This window comes from Enhygromyxa salina (assembly GCF_002994635.1).
GTDB classification, from domain to species: Bacteria; Myxococcota_A; Polyangia; order Nannocystales; family Nannocystaceae; genus Plesiocystis; species Plesiocystis salina_B.
Genome location: NZ_PVNL01000138.1, coordinates 69,039 through 84,789, shown reverse-complemented (window position 1 = coordinate 84,789; position 15,751 = coordinate 69,039). Strand labels below are relative to the sequence as shown.

Annotated in this window: 15 protein-coding genes; 8 read left to right on the top strand and 7 right to left on the bottom strand. The window is 67.3% G+C overall.

The features are described 5' to 3' along the window. Positions 1 to 6 precede the first annotated feature (6 nt). Both ENSA7_RS37370 and ENSA7_RS37365 read right to left on the bottom strand, forming a co-directional pair. On the bottom strand, positions 7 to 1,980 hold the full coding sequence (locus ENSA7_RS37370; protein WP_280524064.1) for a hybrid sensor histidine kinase/response regulator: 1,974 nt from the start codon (positions 1,978 to 1,980) through the stop codon (positions 7 to 9). Positions 1,981 to 2,116: 136 nt separating this feature from the next. Continuing rightward, complete coding sequence (locus tag ENSA7_RS37365) at positions 2,117 to 3,040, bottom strand: LysR family transcriptional regulator (protein WP_106094202.1); 924 nt, start codon at positions 3,038 to 3,040, stop codon at positions 2,117 to 2,119. A gap of 102 nt (positions 3,041 to 3,142) precedes the next feature. On the opposite strand from ENSA7_RS37365, the gene ENSA7_RS37360 reads away from it, so the two are divergent. Genes ENSA7_RS37360 through ENSA7_RS37350 form a run of 3 tightly spaced genes read left to right on the top strand, consistent with a single transcriptional unit; the run spans position 3,143 to position 5,252 of the window. Continuing rightward, positions 3,143 to 3,859, top strand: a complete 717-nt coding sequence (locus tag ENSA7_RS37360; RefSeq protein WP_244924038.1) for a sterol desaturase family protein — start codon at positions 3,143 to 3,145, stop codon at positions 3,857 to 3,859. Further along, positions 3,856 to 4,365, top strand: a complete 510-nt coding sequence (locus ENSA7_RS37355) for a hypothetical protein (protein WP_106094200.1) — start codon at positions 3,856 to 3,858, stop codon at positions 4,363 to 4,365. Before ENSA7_RS37360 ends, ENSA7_RS37355 begins: the two co-directional genes overlap by 4 nt. Beyond that, positions 4,362 to 5,252, top strand: a complete 891-nt coding sequence (locus ENSA7_RS37350; RefSeq protein WP_146158584.1) for an HTTM domain-containing protein — start codon at positions 4,362 to 4,364, stop codon at positions 5,250 to 5,252. Before ENSA7_RS37355 ends, ENSA7_RS37350 begins: the two co-directional genes overlap by 4 nt. Here ENSA7_RS37350 and ENSA7_RS37345 read toward each other — a convergent pair. Together ENSA7_RS37345 and ENSA7_RS44620 are read right to left on the bottom strand one after the other, a co-directional pair. After that, positions 5,203 to 6,258 (bottom strand): hypothetical protein, encoded by a 1,056-nt coding sequence (locus ENSA7_RS37345; protein ID WP_106094198.1) that lies wholly within the window; start codon positions 6,256 to 6,258, stop codon positions 5,203 to 5,205. The genes ENSA7_RS37350 and ENSA7_RS37345 overlap by 50 nt on opposite strands. Positions 6,259 to 6,303: 45 nt before the next feature. Then, entirely contained in the window at positions 6,304 to 6,960 is a 657-nt protein-coding gene (locus ENSA7_RS44620) for a hypothetical protein (protein ID WP_181234481.1), read from the bottom strand. An 86-nt stretch (positions 6,961 to 7,046) separates the two neighbouring features. On the opposite strand from ENSA7_RS44620, the gene ENSA7_RS45185 reads away from it, so the two are divergent. Then, positions 7,047 to 8,408, top strand: a complete 1,362-nt coding sequence (locus tag ENSA7_RS45185) for an FHA domain-containing protein (protein WP_106094197.1) — start codon at positions 7,047 to 7,049, stop codon at positions 8,406 to 8,408. Between the two features lie 7 nt (positions 8,409 to 8,415). On the opposite strand, the gene ENSA7_RS37330 is transcribed toward ENSA7_RS45185, so the two are convergent. The 3 genes from ENSA7_RS37330 to ENSA7_RS37320 are packed head-to-tail and all read right to left on the bottom strand — an operon-like array spanning position 8,416 to position 10,717. Then, positions 8,416 to 9,354 carry a hypothetical protein gene (locus ENSA7_RS37330; protein ID WP_146158583.1) on the bottom strand — a complete coding sequence of 313 codons (939 nt, stop codon included), beginning with the start codon at positions 9,352 to 9,354 and terminating at the stop codon, positions 8,416 to 8,418. 21 nt (positions 9,355 to 9,375) lie between these two features. Further along, a complete protein-coding gene (locus ENSA7_RS37325; protein ID WP_146158582.1) occupies positions 9,376 to 10,185 on the bottom strand; it encodes a hypothetical protein in 810 nt (269 codons plus the stop codon). Further along, positions 10,169 to 10,717 carry an RNA polymerase sigma factor gene (locus ENSA7_RS37320; RefSeq protein ID WP_106094194.1) on the bottom strand — a complete coding sequence of 183 codons (549 nt, stop codon included), beginning with the start codon at positions 10,715 to 10,717 and terminating at the stop codon, positions 10,169 to 10,171. The genes ENSA7_RS37325 and ENSA7_RS37320 overlap by 17 nt, the downstream gene beginning before the upstream one ends. Positions 10,718 to 10,880: 163 nt before the next feature. Between ENSA7_RS37320 and ENSA7_RS37315 the strand changes: the two genes are divergently transcribed. From ENSA7_RS37315 to ENSA7_RS37300, 4 genes are all read left to right on the top strand, one after another. Then, positions 10,881 to 12,527 carry a zinc metalloprotease gene (locus tag ENSA7_RS37315; protein WP_146158581.1) on the top strand — a complete coding sequence of 549 codons (1,647 nt, stop codon included), beginning with the start codon at positions 10,881 to 10,883 and terminating at the stop codon, positions 12,525 to 12,527. A gap of 234 nt (positions 12,528 to 12,761) precedes the next feature. After that, positions 12,762 to 13,925 (top strand): AAA family ATPase, encoded by a 1,164-nt coding sequence (locus ENSA7_RS37310; protein WP_244924037.1) that lies wholly within the window; start codon positions 12,762 to 12,764, stop codon positions 13,923 to 13,925. After that, positions 13,895 to 14,617, top strand: a complete 723-nt coding sequence (locus ENSA7_RS37305; RefSeq protein WP_106094191.1) for a hypothetical protein — start codon at positions 13,895 to 13,897, stop codon at positions 14,615 to 14,617. Before ENSA7_RS37310 ends, ENSA7_RS37305 begins: the two co-directional genes overlap by 31 nt. A 304-nt stretch (positions 14,618 to 14,921) precedes the next feature. After that, positions 14,922 to 15,746 (top strand): hypothetical protein, encoded by an 825-nt coding sequence (locus ENSA7_RS37300; RefSeq protein WP_106094190.1) that lies wholly within the window; start codon positions 14,922 to 14,924, stop codon positions 15,744 to 15,746. Positions 15,747 to 15,751 lie beyond the last annotated feature (5 nt).

Here is a 15,751-nt window from a genome sequence, read left to right as displayed (position 1 = left end):
GAGGTTCTACGTGTGGGCGGCGCTGGCGTGGGTATCGAGCGCGCGGCGGACCTCCGAGAGCAGGTGGCGTACGCGCCACGGCTTTTGCACGAAGCCAATGTACTGATCCGTGACGGCGCGCGTGGCGTCGTGCTCCTCATAGCCGCTGCAGAGGATCACCTCGATGTCAAAGCACTCTTCACGCATCGTGTGCAGGCACTGCGCACCGCTCATGCCTGGCATCGACAGATCGAGGAGCACGACGCCGATCTCGTCTCGGTGGGCGCGAAGGATCTCGAGCGCCTCGAACCCCGACTGGGCGACGAGGTAGGGCAGCCCCGCCTGCTTCAGGGCCACGCTCGCGACGGAGCGGACGACTTGCTCATCATCGACCACCAAGATCACCGGCTGCTTCGGCCCATCGGTGTCGGTCTCGACCTCGCTCAGCCCCTGCTCGGTGTTGAGCGGGAACAGAACGTTGACGCAGGTGCCCGCGCCGACCTCGCTCTCCACCTGAATCGCACCTCCCATGGCGCGAACGATGCCCAGAACCGAGGCCAGCCCGATCCCGCGTCCCGTGAACTTGGTGGTGAAGAACGGCTCGAAAATGCGGCATCGGACCGCCTGGCTCATGCCCGAGCCGTCGTCTTTCACCGAGAGCACGACGTAGCGTCCCGCCTCGAGCCTGTCGGCGACATCACAGTTGCGCAGGTACTCCTGGGCAAAGTAACGGATGTTGGTGGTGACGGTGATGTGTCCAGCGCGATCGCTGATCGCCTCGGAGGCGTTGAGCAGCAAGTTCATGACGACCTGCCGAACCTGCGTGCTGTCGACCAGGATCAGCGGTAGCGACGAGTCGAGCGCGAGGTGCAACTTGTGGTGCTTCGAGACCGCGATCTCGATCAGATGGAGCATGTCGCGGATCAGCGCCGACAGATCCGTGGGCTGCAGCTCGACGCGCGCCTTGCCTGCGTAGGCGAGCAGCTGCAGGCACAGATCTGCCGCCCGCTCGGCGGCGGCCTGGATGTCCTGGACTTGGACGCGAAGCGGGAAGTCGGGCGGGAGCTCGGCCTCGACCAGCTCGGCGTTGCCGAGCACCCCAACGAGTAGGTTGTTGAAGTCGTGGGCCACACCTCCGGCCATGACCCCCAAGCTCTCGAGCTTCTGTGCGTGCTGCAGGCTCGCCTCGATGCTGAGTCGCCGCTCCTCTTCGCGCTGGCGCTCGGTGATGTCACGGATCGCCGCCGAGATCAGCAGACCGTCTCGGGTCTCGATCGGCGACAGGCTGATCTCGATCGGGAACTCGGTTCCGTCTGGCCGCCGCCCGAGCAGCTTGCCCATGCCGGCCCCCATCGCCCGCAGCGTGGGACCTCGGGCGTAGCGCTCTCGGTGGCGTTGATGGACGGCGTGCAGCCGCTCGGGGATCAGCGCCTCGACGGACTCGCCGATCAGCGCCGCGCGCGAGTAGCCGAACACGCGCTCGGTCTGACCGTTGACCAGTCGGATCGTCCCACGGGCGTCGACGATGACCATGGCGTCGGGCGCTGACTCCACCAGCTGGCGGAGCAGCTCGGCGTCTTTCTTGCGACCGGTGATGTCGCGGACGGCGGCGATGACGACGGAGCCCTCTTTGGTCTCGACCGGCGACAGGCTGACCTCGACCGGGAACTCACTGCCATCGACGTGGAGTCCGAACAGCTCCATCTCGGAGCCCATTGGCCGAAGCGACGGCTTCGCGGCGTAGACCTGACGGTGGTTGCGATGCTCCTCGTGGAGACGCTTGGGGATCAGCATCTCAATTGGCTGGCCGATCAGCGCTTCACGCGAATGACCGAACAGACGCACGGCCTGGGCGTTGGCCAACGCCATGATCCCGTCGCCGCGTACGACCACCATGGCATCCGGTGCTGACTCTAGAAATTGCGCGAGCGTTCGCTCGTCACCGAGTTCGTCTTGCTCGGTAGTGAGTGTGTGCTGAGTGACGTCGGCGCGAACTTGCACAATAGATGGTGCGGCGGCATGCAAGTATCGCCGGATCTTTCTGGTCTCGGGCGCGTATTTGCATCAATGTAACATGATGAATCAGGTGTGCCTGGGTCGCCGCAGGGAGCGCCTACGGGTAATCTGGCGTGGGCATTCAGGGCCACGATGAAACCGGTGGACTCGGCGCGAGCGAGAGCATCAGCTCAATCAGCGGGTGAGGTGTGCCCGCCTCTCGCCACAGGGCGACAACCGGAAAGCGGGCGCCGTCAACGGCGATCGGATACGACCGCACACCGGGGTGCTGCGGACCGTTGGGCTCCATACTCGGAATGAAGGAGTACCCCACGCCCGCGGCCACCATTGCCGTGATGCACTCGGCGCGCTCGAGATAGGCGACGACCTGCGGCGCGAGGTCGAAGTGGCCGAGCGCCTCTCGCTGAATCTCGTGATGACCGAGGTGCCGGCTATAGGCGATGAACGGCAATCCCCGTAGCGCGGTGAGGCTCGATCCAGGGGTCTCGAGCTGCGCCGCCAGGTCGCCGGACATGACACCCGGAAGCTCGGCTGGCGCGATCAGATACCCATAGGTGACGGCGACCGTCTTCGCTCCAATGTCGCTCGGTGGCTCGGCGCCGACGTGGTCGATCAGCAGATCGGTGTCACCGCGGCGGAGGGCTTCGAGCTCGACCGTGCCCGCCTCGAGGATCTCGACCTGCACACCCGGTCGCGCGGCCGTGAGCGCGGCGACCCAGCCCGGGAGCAGCTCGCGGATCAGCTGGTGGGCCGCTTGAATGCGCAGGAGCCCGCCCGTCGCGTTGGCCCGCGCAGCCCGGATCGCGGCGGCGTAGCCGACGAAGAACGGCGCGATGAAGTCGAACAGGGCCTGGCCACCCGGGGTCAGCCGCATGTCGCCACGTCCGACCCGCTCGAACAATTTGAACTCGACGTCCTCCTCGAGCCGCTTGACCTGCTGATACACGGCGGGCTGCGTGATCGGGTAGGGCATCGCTCGGGCCGCGGCCGCGTAGCCGCCCGAGTGGCCGACCCAGTAGAAACCTTCGAGGCGGTTGAGCTGCATGGTTGCTGACGCTGATCAATAAGTGGAGCTTATTGATTTGTCAATTATAAATGTTCTTGAATTATTGAACGCCAACTCTACGCTGGGCAGATGGTCGCGCTGATGGTTCTCGCCTGTGCCGTGCTGATGATGCTCGTCGAGGCCCGCTGGACGGGGCGGCGGTTCCCAAAGGTCGCCGGTTGGCACGCGCGGGCGCTCTCGCTCAACGCACTGCAGGCTGGCGTCGTGCTGCTCGCGGGCGTCGCGTGGGAGCCGTGGATGCGGGCCCACCAGTGGCTCCCGGGTCAGCGGCTGGGATCGGTCGGCGGCGCGCTGGTCGGCTACGTGGTGCTGACCTTCGTCTACTACTGGTGGCACCGGGCCCGGCATGAGTCGGACTTCTTGTGGCGCTGGGTTCACCAGACTCACCACAGCCCGCAGCGGCTCGAGATCGTGACCAGCTTCTACAAGCACCCGCTCGAGCTGGTCCTCAACGGGTTGCTGTCGAGCGGCGTGCTGTACCTGGTGTTGGGCGTGAGCCCGGCCGCGGCCGCGGGCGCTGTATTAGTCTGTGGGCTCGCCGAGCTGGTCTACCACTGGAACGTCCGGACCCCGCGGTGGCTCGGCTATTTGATTCAGCGGCCGGAGATGCACTGCGTGCATCACCGGGAGGGCAGCCACACCCACAACTACGGCGATCTACCGGTGTGGGACATGCTGTTCGGGACCTTCGACAACCCCGCGCGCTTCGAGGGGCGCTGCGGATTTGGCGACAAGGAGCATCGGCTCGGGCAGATGCTGATCGGGATCGACGTGAACCGCGACGAGGTGGTCCCATGAGGATCTCATGGCGCCGCTGGCTGCCCGCCACGCTGCTGTTGGTGATCGGTCTGGCCCAGATCGTGGGCGACCTCGCCGGGCTGCCGAAGCTGAAGGGCTTCGCGGCCGCGACCATGCTGTCGCCCGCACCCAAGGTGTTCTCCACGACCAAGGGGCTCGAGACCTTCTCGACCAGCTTCACGCTGAGCTGGCAGGCACCCGACGGCACGCCGCGTGAGCTGCCGATCACCCAGGCGCGCTACAGCCAGCTCGAGGGGCCCTACAACCGGCGCAATGTCTATGGGGCGGCGCTGGCTTACGGTCCGGTGCTGGCGACCAGCGACGACGGCATGGCGCTGTTTCGCTCGGTTGCGACCCACGGTCTGTGCGGCGACGCCCCCTTGCTCGATGAGCTGGGCGCCGAGCCGCACGACCGCGGCACGCACTATGTGATCCACTACGAGCCCCGGCCGGGGCTCAGGCTGGACGAGGTCCCCGACACCCTGGAAGTGAGGTGCCCGTCGTGATCGCGGCGCGAGTCAGGGATCTCATCCAGGCCGACGCGCCGTGGTCGGTCGAGGTCTATCGCGTGTACCGGATGGTGCTCGGGCTCTACCTGTTGGTCCACTTTGCCCACCTGATGCCGTGGGCGGCCGAGCTGTTCTCCAGCGCGGGCGTGCTGCCCGACGCCGGGCTGAGCCCCTACGTTCGCGCGCTGCCCAACATCTTGGGTGTGTACGACGCGCCGTGGTTCTGCGTCGCGTGGGTCGGCCTGGGCGCGGTGTTGTCGGTCATGCTCACGCTGGGGCGCGGCGATCGATGGGCGGCGGTGGGGCTGTGGGTGATCTGGGCCAGCCTGTTTGGGCGCAATCCGTTGATCTCCAACCCGGGTCTGCCCTACGTCGGGCTACTGCTGATCGTCCACGCGCTCACGCCCGCGGCCGGGCCGATCGGCCAGCCCCGGCCGTCGCGCTGGGCGATGCCCGCGAGCTCGTACGCCGTGGTCTGGATCCTGATGGCGGTCGGCTATTCGTACAGTGGCCTGATCAAGCTCGGCAGCCCCTCGTGGATCGACGGCAGCGCGCTGACCCACGTACTGACGGGTCCGCTGGCGCGCAGCGGCGGCCTGGGGGCGTCACTGCTCGCGCTCCCCAAGCCGCTGCTGCAGGTCATGACCTGGGGTGCGCTGGGGATGGAGCTGAGCTTTGCGGTTGTCGCGTTGAGCTCGCGCGCGCGGCCCTATGTGTGGGCGGCTGGGTTGCTGATGCATCTGAGCCTGATGGTCTTGGTCGACTTCGCCGATCTGAGCGTCGGCATGGTGATGCTCCACTCGTTCACGTTTGATCAGCGGTGGTTTGTCCCGCCTACATTCGGAGCTCGAGCCCCAGCATCCCGCGAACCCCGACCGGCGTGATCGATTGGATCGCTTGCCCGTCAATGGCGAACTGACCGCGGGTGAACGGCAGCAGCAGCGTGAGCTCGGTGGCCAGCGCGACGCGGTCGGTGATCACCCAATTGACGCCCTGACCGAGCACGCCAGCGACCCATGCGTAGCGGGCCCTGCTGCGGTTGGTGGTCGGCTCGATGCCCGCGCCGATCACCTGCCCGGCTTCGACGCCCGGACACAGCGGGAACTCGAGGGAGTTGACGCTGGGGACCACGCAGCCGCGCGTGCCCACCCACCAGGCTTGAAACCGACCGGCCCGGCCGTCGGCGAGGCTGACCCGGCGTGGGATCCAATAGCCACCCTCGACCTGCCAGCGCCACAGACCGTCGAACAGCGCGAGGCCGCCACCGACCGCGGCGTAGCCGGTGGTGGTTGGGCCAAAGCTTCCGTGGCCCTGGGCACGCAGGCCGACCTTGAAATTGCGAGTCGGCGGCGGCTCGCTGATCACGACGCTGGTCGCGGGGACGCCTTCGCTGCCAGGTTGAGGGGCAGTTGGCCTGGGAGGTTGCGGCGCCGGTCGAGCTTCGGGGGTCGGGTCCGGCTCTGGGCTCGGTGGGGGCGCCAGCGCGGGAGCGGGCGCGGCCGCAGCCGCGACGCTGCGGGCGGTGAGCACCGGATCCAGGGCGACCGCAGCGATCAGCGCGCTCGCGTCGGCGAGCTCGCTGCAGCTCGCCGCCGAGAAGCTGCGGACTTGATCCCCGTCGCGGCCGCTGACCCGCAGGTGTGCCTGCCAGGTGTCGCCCGCGACGACCACCTCGGCCGCGATCCGCAGCATCGCGTGGGCGGCCCGCGTGGGTGGATCCTCGAGCTGCGGCAGATACTCGCGGATCCGCTCGATGATCTGCTCGCGGTCTGGACAGCCCGCGGGTGCGCGCCACTCGAACATCCACGTCACCGCGTCGCCCGGTCGTTGAACGGGGACGGGGTCGGGCGCTGCGAAATTGAGCAGCAGCGCGAGCGCGAACCACTTCACGAGTGAGCTCCCACGTGCATGCGCAACATCAAGGACACGGGCCGATCAGAGCTCTGCACAGGTACCCGCGACGCAGCCCACGTTCATGGGCGGTGCCAAACAAGCGCAGACCGGGCCGAGGCAGTTGTTGCCTTGAAACTGATCCGCGAGCCCGTTGAGATCGGCCTGGCTGACGGTGTAGTTGACGACGTACCAGCAGCCGCCGAGGCCCATCCAGCAGTGGCCATCGAGCACCTGGCACTGGTCGTCGGCGTTGCAGTCGGTCGCGCTCGCGACCCAGGAGTCGTACATGACCTCGATCTCGTCACAGGTGAAAGGGTCGCCATCGCCGTCGCCGTCGCCGTCGCCGTCGCCGTCGCCAGTGTCGTCGTCGCCGTCGCCCGAGTCCTCGTCGCCGTCGCCGTCGCCGTCGCCCGGATCGCCATCGCCCGGATCGCCGTCGCCCGGATCGCCGTCGCCCGGATCGCCGTCGCCGTCGCCGTCGCCCGGATCGCCGTCGCCCGGATCGCCGTCGCCCGGATCGCCGTCGCCCGGATCGCCGTCTCCAGGGTCGCCGTCTCCAGGGTCGCCGTCGCCATCTCCCGTTGTCTCAGTCGTCGCGTCGGCGGCCGTGTCCTCGGCTCCACCACTGTCGCCACAACCACCCGCGAGCAGACCCAGTGCAAAGGCGAGGGCGGTGTGGCGTCCAAGTCGAGTCCGCATGCCGGGAACATAGCAACTTGCGTGCGGCACGGGAGCCCCGGCGGGGACCCAGCCTGATAGACTTCGCGCCAGTCGAGATTCACCCCATGATCGTAGAGCTCAAGTTCGGAACCACCTCCCATCAGCTCAACCACTTCAAGGCGCGGGCGATCGTCGGCCGCGACGACGAGGGCTCCGAGCTGTGGGCGGCCGACGGTCAGATCTCGCGCCGCCACGCGGAGGTCTGGCTGGACGGGGACACCCTCTACATCCGCGACCTCGGCTCGGCCAACGGCACGTGGGTCAACGGCCAAGCGCTGGGCGCCGTGGCCGTCGCGATCGAGCCTGGCCACACGGTGTTCGTGGGCCATACGCCGCTCGGCGTGGAGTGGCCCGCGCGCGGGGTCCAGGCGCGGACCAACACCGCACCGATCACCGCCGCGCTGGCGGCGACGATGGCCGCCCGGGCCCAGCAGCAGCAGGCAGCGGTCCCGGCTCAACCGGCCTACGCGTATGCCCCAGCCCAGGGGTTGACGCCGGCCCAGCAGGCGTACGCGCAGCAACAACAGGCGTACGCGCAGCAACAGCAGGCGTACGCGCAGCAGCAACAGGCGTACGCGCAACAACAGCAGGCCCATACGCAGCAACAGCCCATCGCCGACTCGCCGGCCGCGTTTGCGGCCGCGCAGGCAGCCGCCGCGGCGGGCGTGGGCGTGGCCGCCACCGTGGGGGTTGGCGGCGCCGCGACACCGATGCCCGCGGAGCTCACCTATCGGCGCCAGGGCGGCAACAACAACGGCACTCTCTTGATCGCGCTGCCCGGCGACACCTTCGCCAACGAGTCGACCCTCGACGGCTTCCTCGAGTACACGGCGACCGACTCGGAGACCGTGGCCTCGGTGATCATCGAGCTGATCGAGGTCCACCAGCGCGGGCACAAGAGCGGCCACGTGTGGGATCGCTGCCTGGTCCGCCAGGGTCCGTGGAAGACCAAGAAGAACGACGTGCTGCCCATGCCGTTTCGCCTGCGCGTGCCCTCGGGCACCTCGGCCTCCAGCCCGGTCTGCCACTGGCAGCTGCGCGCCTACGTCGACATCAAGTGGGCGCGCGACATCGAGGCGACCGCCCCGATCACCATGCGCAACACCGACATCGAGAAGATGCGCGACGCGCTGGGCACCCTCGACTATCGCATCGCCGAGCTCGAGGCCGAGCCGCTCGGGCAGAAGTATCGCGGCAAGTTCAACCCGCCGATGCACCTGCGCCAGAAGCTCAACATCACCGACATCAACCTCGACATCGAGTACATGGGTACCAACGTCAAGGTCATGATGGAGGTCGAGAAGAGCAAGCTGTTCTCGTTCGACAAGCGGCAGGAGTTCACGTTTGCGCTCGATCGGCTGCGCGCGGCCTCGGTGCAAGACCTCGCGCAGCACTGGCAGACCGAGATCAACAAGCTGATGAGCTAGTCCTCGATCAGCCTTCGTCCCACCACAGCCCGAACTCGGCCCAGCCGTAGCCGGCCCACTCATCGGTGATCACTTCCACGCCGACGGTGAGCGAGCCGAAGCGCTCGGGCGGATCCCCGCCGTCGTCGATCCGCCCAAACTGCACGTTCAGCTGGGCCTCGGGATCGAGGGTCGACTGGGCATCGGGGGCGCTGAGCTCGAGCGTGCCGTTGAACCCACCGTCCGACGCAAAATAGTGGCGCAGCGCGACGCCGGGCGAATTGAAGTCGAGGTTGGCGTCGCCGGAGCTGTACACCACACCCTCGAACGCCTCATTGAGCGCGCCGTCGGTCGTGGTCAGAGACACGTCCACGTCGACCTCGACCCTCGAGGAGCACTCCCCCTCGAGATTCGGTAGATCTTCGGGTGGCACCCAGATGCCCTCGACCCCGCGATAGGTCCCGGTTGGGGTCGCGGTGAACGAGACCACGGTCATGGGCCCCGGGACGTTGAGCTGAACGTCGGCGTCGTCCCAGACATGCGACGTCTCCATCGGCGGACCGATGACGTCGATGACCTGCTGCGGCGTCACCCCAGCCGGCTCGAAGACTTCGTCGATCGCGAGCTCGGACACCTGATCCTCGCAGTTGCCCCAGTCGCAGATCGGCGACTCCCAGCCCGGCAGCGGTCCGTTGGCCATATCGCAGGCGTACTGGGGCGGATAGCTCTCGTAGATGATCAACGAGCCGCCGGCCATGGCGCAGCTGCAGCACGCGTCGTACTCACACTCGCGCTCGAAGCTGCCACACAGCGCCTCGCAGTCCGCCGGGTCGCCGTCGCCGTTGTCGCCGCCTTCATCTACGTCGGTGGTCGAGCCGCCGTCATCGTCGCCGATCGACTTGCTGGGAATGTCGCAGGCCGCGAGCGAGAGCAGTGAAACCAAGCACAATAATTTTGAAGAGGTCATGAGTTTGGGTCTCTGAACCAGTTAGTCACCGCCGCGCTCGGGATCCGTCCCGGCGCAGGTCGTTTCAATCCGGGCCTGCAGCGGAGAGCCCGGGTGCGTGCCTGCGAACTGCTCGCGCGCGGCTTCGGCCTGGGTCACGCGACCGAGCGCGCACAGCAGCTCGATCCGGAGTGCGTCGCGCTCGGGCGCCAGCGTGCCGGCTGGGAACTGCGCGCGATGTCGTTCGAGCTGCTCGAGCGCGGCCTGGGGCGCCGTCGCTCGCAGCTGCTTGGCGTCGCGCAGCAGCGCGACCTCGGCCGCGAGATCGGAGCGGGCGTCGTCGCGCTCGTCGTCGTCACGGGAGACGGCGGACGAGCTGCGCTCGGCTCGGGGTAGGCCGCTCGAGTCGGCCGCGCTCGTGGAGCTTGGCTCGGGCGGCTCGGTCAGGTTCGGCGCGGGCTGCTCCGTCGCCGCGTCGTCACCGACCGATCCAGCGTCGGCTGTCTCGACCTGCACCTGTACGTCCTGGGTCGGCGGTGCGTCGTCGCGGACCCCCGCGGCGTTGATCGTCATGGCGCCGACCTTGAGCACCAGCAGTCCCGCGCCGGTCAGGCCGACCGTGGCCCCGATGACCTTGGCCACCCACGCGGCTCGCCCGGCCTCGGCGACTCCTTCGAGCGCAGACGCGACGGCGCCGTCGCCCGCGAGCGGCTCGGGTCCGCCCGGGCCCGGTCCGCCCGAGCCCGGCCCCAGTCGAACGCGCAAGGTCGCGAGGATCTGCTCGCTGGTGCCCGGAGGTGGTCCGTCCCGCGCCAACAGTGCGTGGCGCGTCGCTTCATCCAGTTCGATCATGGCTCCTGCTTTCGGGTGCTGGCGGCTGGGTTAGGGCCGCCTCGAGGTCCGCACGCGCCCGCCGCAGGCGTGAGTAGACGGTGTTGAGCTTGCAGCCGAGCGCCTCGGCGGCCTCGGGAGCGCTGAGGCCCTCGAGCTCGATGAGCACATAGACTTGCTTGCGGCTGGGCTCGAGCGCGTCGATCTGCGCCGCGATCTGTTCGAGCCGATGGCGCGCGCCAAGCCGATCTTCGAGGCCGTCGCGGGCTTCGTCGGTCGGCAGCGCGGCCAGCTTGCGTTGGTGCCGATCATCGGTGCGGCGGTGAGCCGACGCGACCCGCCGCGCGACGCCGTACAGCCAGGCCCGGACCGACCCGCCCTGATCCCACACGCCGAACCGGCGGTGCACGATCACGAACACGTCCTGAGCGGCGTCGTCGAGCGCGGCCTCGGGCACGCCAAAGCGCCGCAACGAGCGCCACACGAACCCGAACTGCGCCCGATACAGCGCCTCGAACTCGGCGAACAGCGCGTGCTGGTCGGGGGCGGTCACCTGCGGGGATCATGGCCGGCAGGGAGCACACCCGTCCCGGGTCGTGAGAAAAACCGCTGAGAGGGCCTCGACCGCGCCCCAGGGGTGATCCGAGCGGTCCCGTCCACGCGCTCACCGAGCTCGGGCGAGGGTGATCGCGCTGAAAACCGCGTAGACTCTCGCCATGAGGGCTCTGTCTGGTCTGATCTGTGTTGCAGGCGCCACTTCACTCGCGCTGATGTCGTTGGCGGCCGGCTGTGGCGACGAGACGGTCAGCGCGACGACCGACGACACCGAAACGGGCGACGAGACCGGGCCGTCCACGGAGCCGCCAGCCCCGGAGCTCGGCGGCCCGGCCATGGGCATCTCGATCGTCGGCGTCGAGGCCAACCAGGGCACCGCGATCGCCCTGACCGACGGGGCGAACTATCTGGGCCCCGACCAGCGCAACGCCTACCTGGTTCGGGATCGCGACACCTTGGTCCGGTTTCAGCACGTGATCGAGGACCCGACCGCGTGGATCGATCGTGACCTGACGGGCTTCCTGCACGTGTATCCGGCCGACGGCGGCGAAGAGATCATCAGCCAGCGCAAGCTGTTTGTCACCGCCGACTCGGATCCGCGCAACCTCGACACGAATTTCTACTTCAGCCTGCTCGCCAAAGACGCCAAGCCCGGAGCTGAGTTCTGGCTGGAGCTGCGCGAGTCCGACAAGGCAATCGACGTCTCGGGCCTGAGCGAGGGCGTGAGCGCGGCGCCGGCCGAACCCGAGCCGTTCGGGTTCGAGACCACGCCGCTCGAGCTCGAGCTGGTGATCGTGCCGGTCGACTACCAGTGGCCCGACCCGCCGCGCTACCCCGACATCACCGCCGAGGACCTGCAGCTGTTTCATGATCTGCTGCTGCAACAAAATCCGGTGCAGACCATCAACATCTCGATCCGCGACGAGCCGCTGGTCTGGGACGAGCGCATCACCAACCTGGGCTCGCTGCTCGGGCCCACGCGGGCGCTCAAGATCAACGATGGGGCGGCCGCGAACGTCTATTACCACGCGCTGGTCGATGTTGGCGGATCCGGCGTCAACATGGTCGCGGGCATCGCCAACCTGGCTGGGCCGGGGATGAACGACAGCGATCGTCGGGTCGCGGCGACGGTGTATTACAAGCACCACGATCCCGGCGACCCCGAGATGGGCGAGGACCCCCAGACCTTCGCGCCGACCAACAGCGCGCGCACGTGGGTGCATGAGGTTGGCCACAATCAGGGTCTGAGCCACGTCTATTGCCCTGGCGCCGACTCGGCGGGGCCCGATCCCTCGTACCCCCACGCCGACGGCAAGATCGGCGTCTACGGGTTCGGGATCCGCGACTTTCACATGTACACGCCGACCGCGGCTCACGACTATATGAGCTACTGCGGCAACGCGTGGGTGTCGGATTGGACGTGGAACAAGACCTATGATCGGATTCAAACGCTGACCTCGTGGAATGGCGGCGCCGCCGAGCCGCCCGGGGAGACCGGGCAGATCCTGGTGGGCATGCTGTTCGCCGATGGGAGCGAAGACTGGTGGGTGTACGACGCGGCCGTCCCGGCGCAGCGCTCGGGCGAGCAGTCGGTGGAATTTTGGGATCACGGGCAGCTGGTTGCTACCGAGATCGCCGACGTGGAGCTGCTGAGCGACGCGCAGACGGTGGTGGTCACCGTGCCGCTGGTGGCGGTGGAGTGGAGTGACGTCGACGTGATCACGCGCGTGGATCACCACGGTGCGCGGCGCGAGCTGGAGCTCGGGCGCGTTCAGGTTGCGCGGGACTTCGCGCGACGTGGCAACTAGTGCTGTCGACACGTCTGATGGCGAGAGAGGTGAGGCAGCACACGGGTCTGCCGACACCCTCCGGCTCGCCCACGTGAATCACGGCGCGCCAGGGGCTACGCTCGGGGCGGGACTCCGATGCTACGCAAGCTTGCGCTCCACAACGTCGGCCCTGCGAAGGACCTCGTCCTCAATCCAGTCGGCCCCCGGCTCAACCTACTGACCGGCGACAACGGGTTGGGCAAGTCCTTCTTGTTGGAGGCCGCCTGGTGGTCGCTGACTCGCACCTGGCACGAGGTCGCCGCGGTTCCGTCCGCACCGGACGCCCGCATCAGCCATGACTTCGACGGCGAGTCGGCGATCTCCCGCTCCGAGTCGAGGTGGATGCCCGACGGCCAATACTGGAAGCGTAGGTCGGGTCGGCCACCAAATCCCGGCCTGGTCATGTACGCGCGCGTGGATGGCTCGTTTTCGGTGTGGGACCCGGCCCGAAACTACCGGCTCTACTCACGTGCGGACGGCGGCGAGGCAGAGTCTCCAGCCGCGTACCAATTCACGTCATCGGAGGTGCTCTGGGGCTTGCGGAGGCGAGTGACAGCAGCCGGGCAAGAACGCGAGGAGACGCTCTGCCTGGGTCTCGTCGACGAGTGGCGGGAGTGGCAGCGCGCAGGCGATCCGCGCTTCGAGCTGCTCGTCGAGCTCCTGGCAGCGCTTGGGCCCGACAACCAGGCTCTCGAGCCGGGTGAGCTCGTGCGGCCATCCCTCGATGACGTTCGGGAGCTCCCGACCATTCGCATGCCATATGGGCAAGATGTGCCGATCACGTACGCGCCTGCCGGTGTCCGGCGAATGTGCAAGCTCGCGTATTTGTTGGCCTGGGCCATGTCAGAGCATGAGGCGGAGTCGACACGCCGCGCGATCGCTCCTTCGCGCCAGATCATCATGCTGGTGGACGAAATCGAGACTCACTTGCACCCTCGTTGGCAGCGCACGGTGCTCCCGGGCCTGATGAAGGCGATCGCTGGCTGGCGAGAGGGCGACGCACCGGATGTGCAGCTGATCGTTGCAACTCACTCTCCGCTGGTGCTCACCTCGATTGAGCCGCTGTTTGATCCCAAGCAGGATGCCCTGTGGAAGCTCGACCTCGAGAATGGAACCGTCGTCATCGAGCGAGACGAGTGGCACAAACGTGGCGACGCGCTCATGTGGTTGGAGTCCGATGTATTTGACGAGACTGCGCCGTATTCTCGCGAGGCGGAGGCCGCCATGAAAGACGCCGCGGCGTTAATGGCAGACCCGGACGCCTCGCAGGAGCGTGCCGATCATTTGCGCACTCGTTTGCGTGGGGTGCTCGCGGACACGGATCCGTTTTGGCTGAACTGGAGGGCATGGCGGCGCTCGAAGGGCTGGTCGCCGTGATCCCGGTGAGCCCCCGGCCTGAGCCCGAGGCCTCGACGTACGACTTTCGCCACGACGTTTATGAGCGTGGAGAGGACGCCATCCGGCAGCTCGCCGGCCTGCGACCGCTGCGAATCTGGAAGGGCAAAAACATCACCGCCCAGGTGACGCGCGTCGAAGATGTCAGCGCTGCGATGCTGCGCCGCTACCCTTATTGGAGGCGGGCAATGCCAGCCCTGCATCGGGCGTATGGTGGCTACTGCGCCTACCTTGCGCGGTATATTGAGCCGGTGGAGACACCCACGACGGATCACTTTGTCGCGCTTCGCAACGCGACAGATCCGTTACTGGCATACATGTGGTCGAACTACCGTCTCGCCCATGCCTTCGTCAACAGCGTGAAGTCTGCGATCCCGGATGTTCTCGACCCGTTCGAGATTGAGCGCGGATGGTTCGCCATCGACTTTGGGACGTTCAAGACGGTCGTTGGACCAGACGCACGACTCGAACATCGTGAAGCTGTCTCGCACACAATTCGCGCGCTCAACCTCGACGGCAGGGCACTCGCTGTCACGCGGCGGCGAGCTGCGGAGCGCTATTGGAGTGCTCCGCCCGGTCACGCCGCACTTCCAATTTGGGCTCTGGAGACAGACGAACCGTTCCTGGCGAGTGAGCTTCGCCGTCAAGGCCGGCTCAACCCCGGCGACACCTGAGGCGCTGCCTCCGAACGTTTTGCGTGGCGATTGTCCGATCGCGGGCTCGTGTTAGACACAATTGATGCTTCGTGCCCAGCATGAGCGTTGGGCGAGCGTTGTCATCGGGTGCACGATCACCCTGCTCCCCGGCTGCCAAGATCTCCCCGCGGTCGCGTGGGAGGGCGAGCACGTCACGTTCAGCGCGGATCACCCGGAGCAATTATGTGGTGGGACTAGAGCCTATCTAGATCAGCGCGCGGGCAGAGTGCTCGAAGCCCTGAATTCAGCTCCAGTTCAGATCGCATACTACTGGCTCGACGACGTGGCCGCGCATTGTCCCGAGGGCCCCGCGGTCATCGGCTGCGGCAGCGAGGGGCTGGTGTTCTCCGAGTGGGTGCCGCACATGCACGAGATCGTGCATGCGCGCGACGGCGACCGGCTGCCGGCGGTGCTCGAGGAGGGGCTGGCGTTTCACTTTGGGGACCCCTATCCGGTCTACGAGATGGCGTCGCGCGAGCGCCTGACCGAGCTGATCATGGGCGACTCCGACAAGATCAGCGGCGTCTCGGACTACAGCCGCGTCGCGCACTTCCTCGCGTTCATCTCGGAGACCTACGGCCGCGACCGATTGTTGATGTTCGACGGGCTGCTTGCGATCAATAGCCCGGTGTCCGAGGTCGAGGCCGCGTTCGCGGCGATCGTGGGGCTCGGTCGTGAGCAAATGCTCGCGGTCTACGCGAACTACCCGGACTGCGACGGCAACGTCGACATGGGCGTGGTGTGCGAGGCCGAGCCCGTCGCGCGGCTGAGCGCGTCGCGGCCCGTGTTCGAGCGCCGGGTCGACTGTGACGCGAGGGACGTCATGGGTCCGTATGAGGGCATGGCCTTCACCGAAGACATCATCGAGATTGGGCCGGCGATCGCAGGAAAGCGCTTCGTTCACGCGACCGGCGACGGGATTCGCAAGGGCGGCAACCTATTGTTGCGCCGCTGCGGGGCCTGCTCGGAGCGCGGCGTCGAGAACCATATTGGTGATGATCTGGTGATCATGCCCGAGGCTCGGCTGCCAGCCGGACGCTACCTCGTCCAGTTCCACGTCCCGATCAACGCCGGCCCCGTCGACTTTGGGGTGCACGTAGGGGGGTAGTCCCA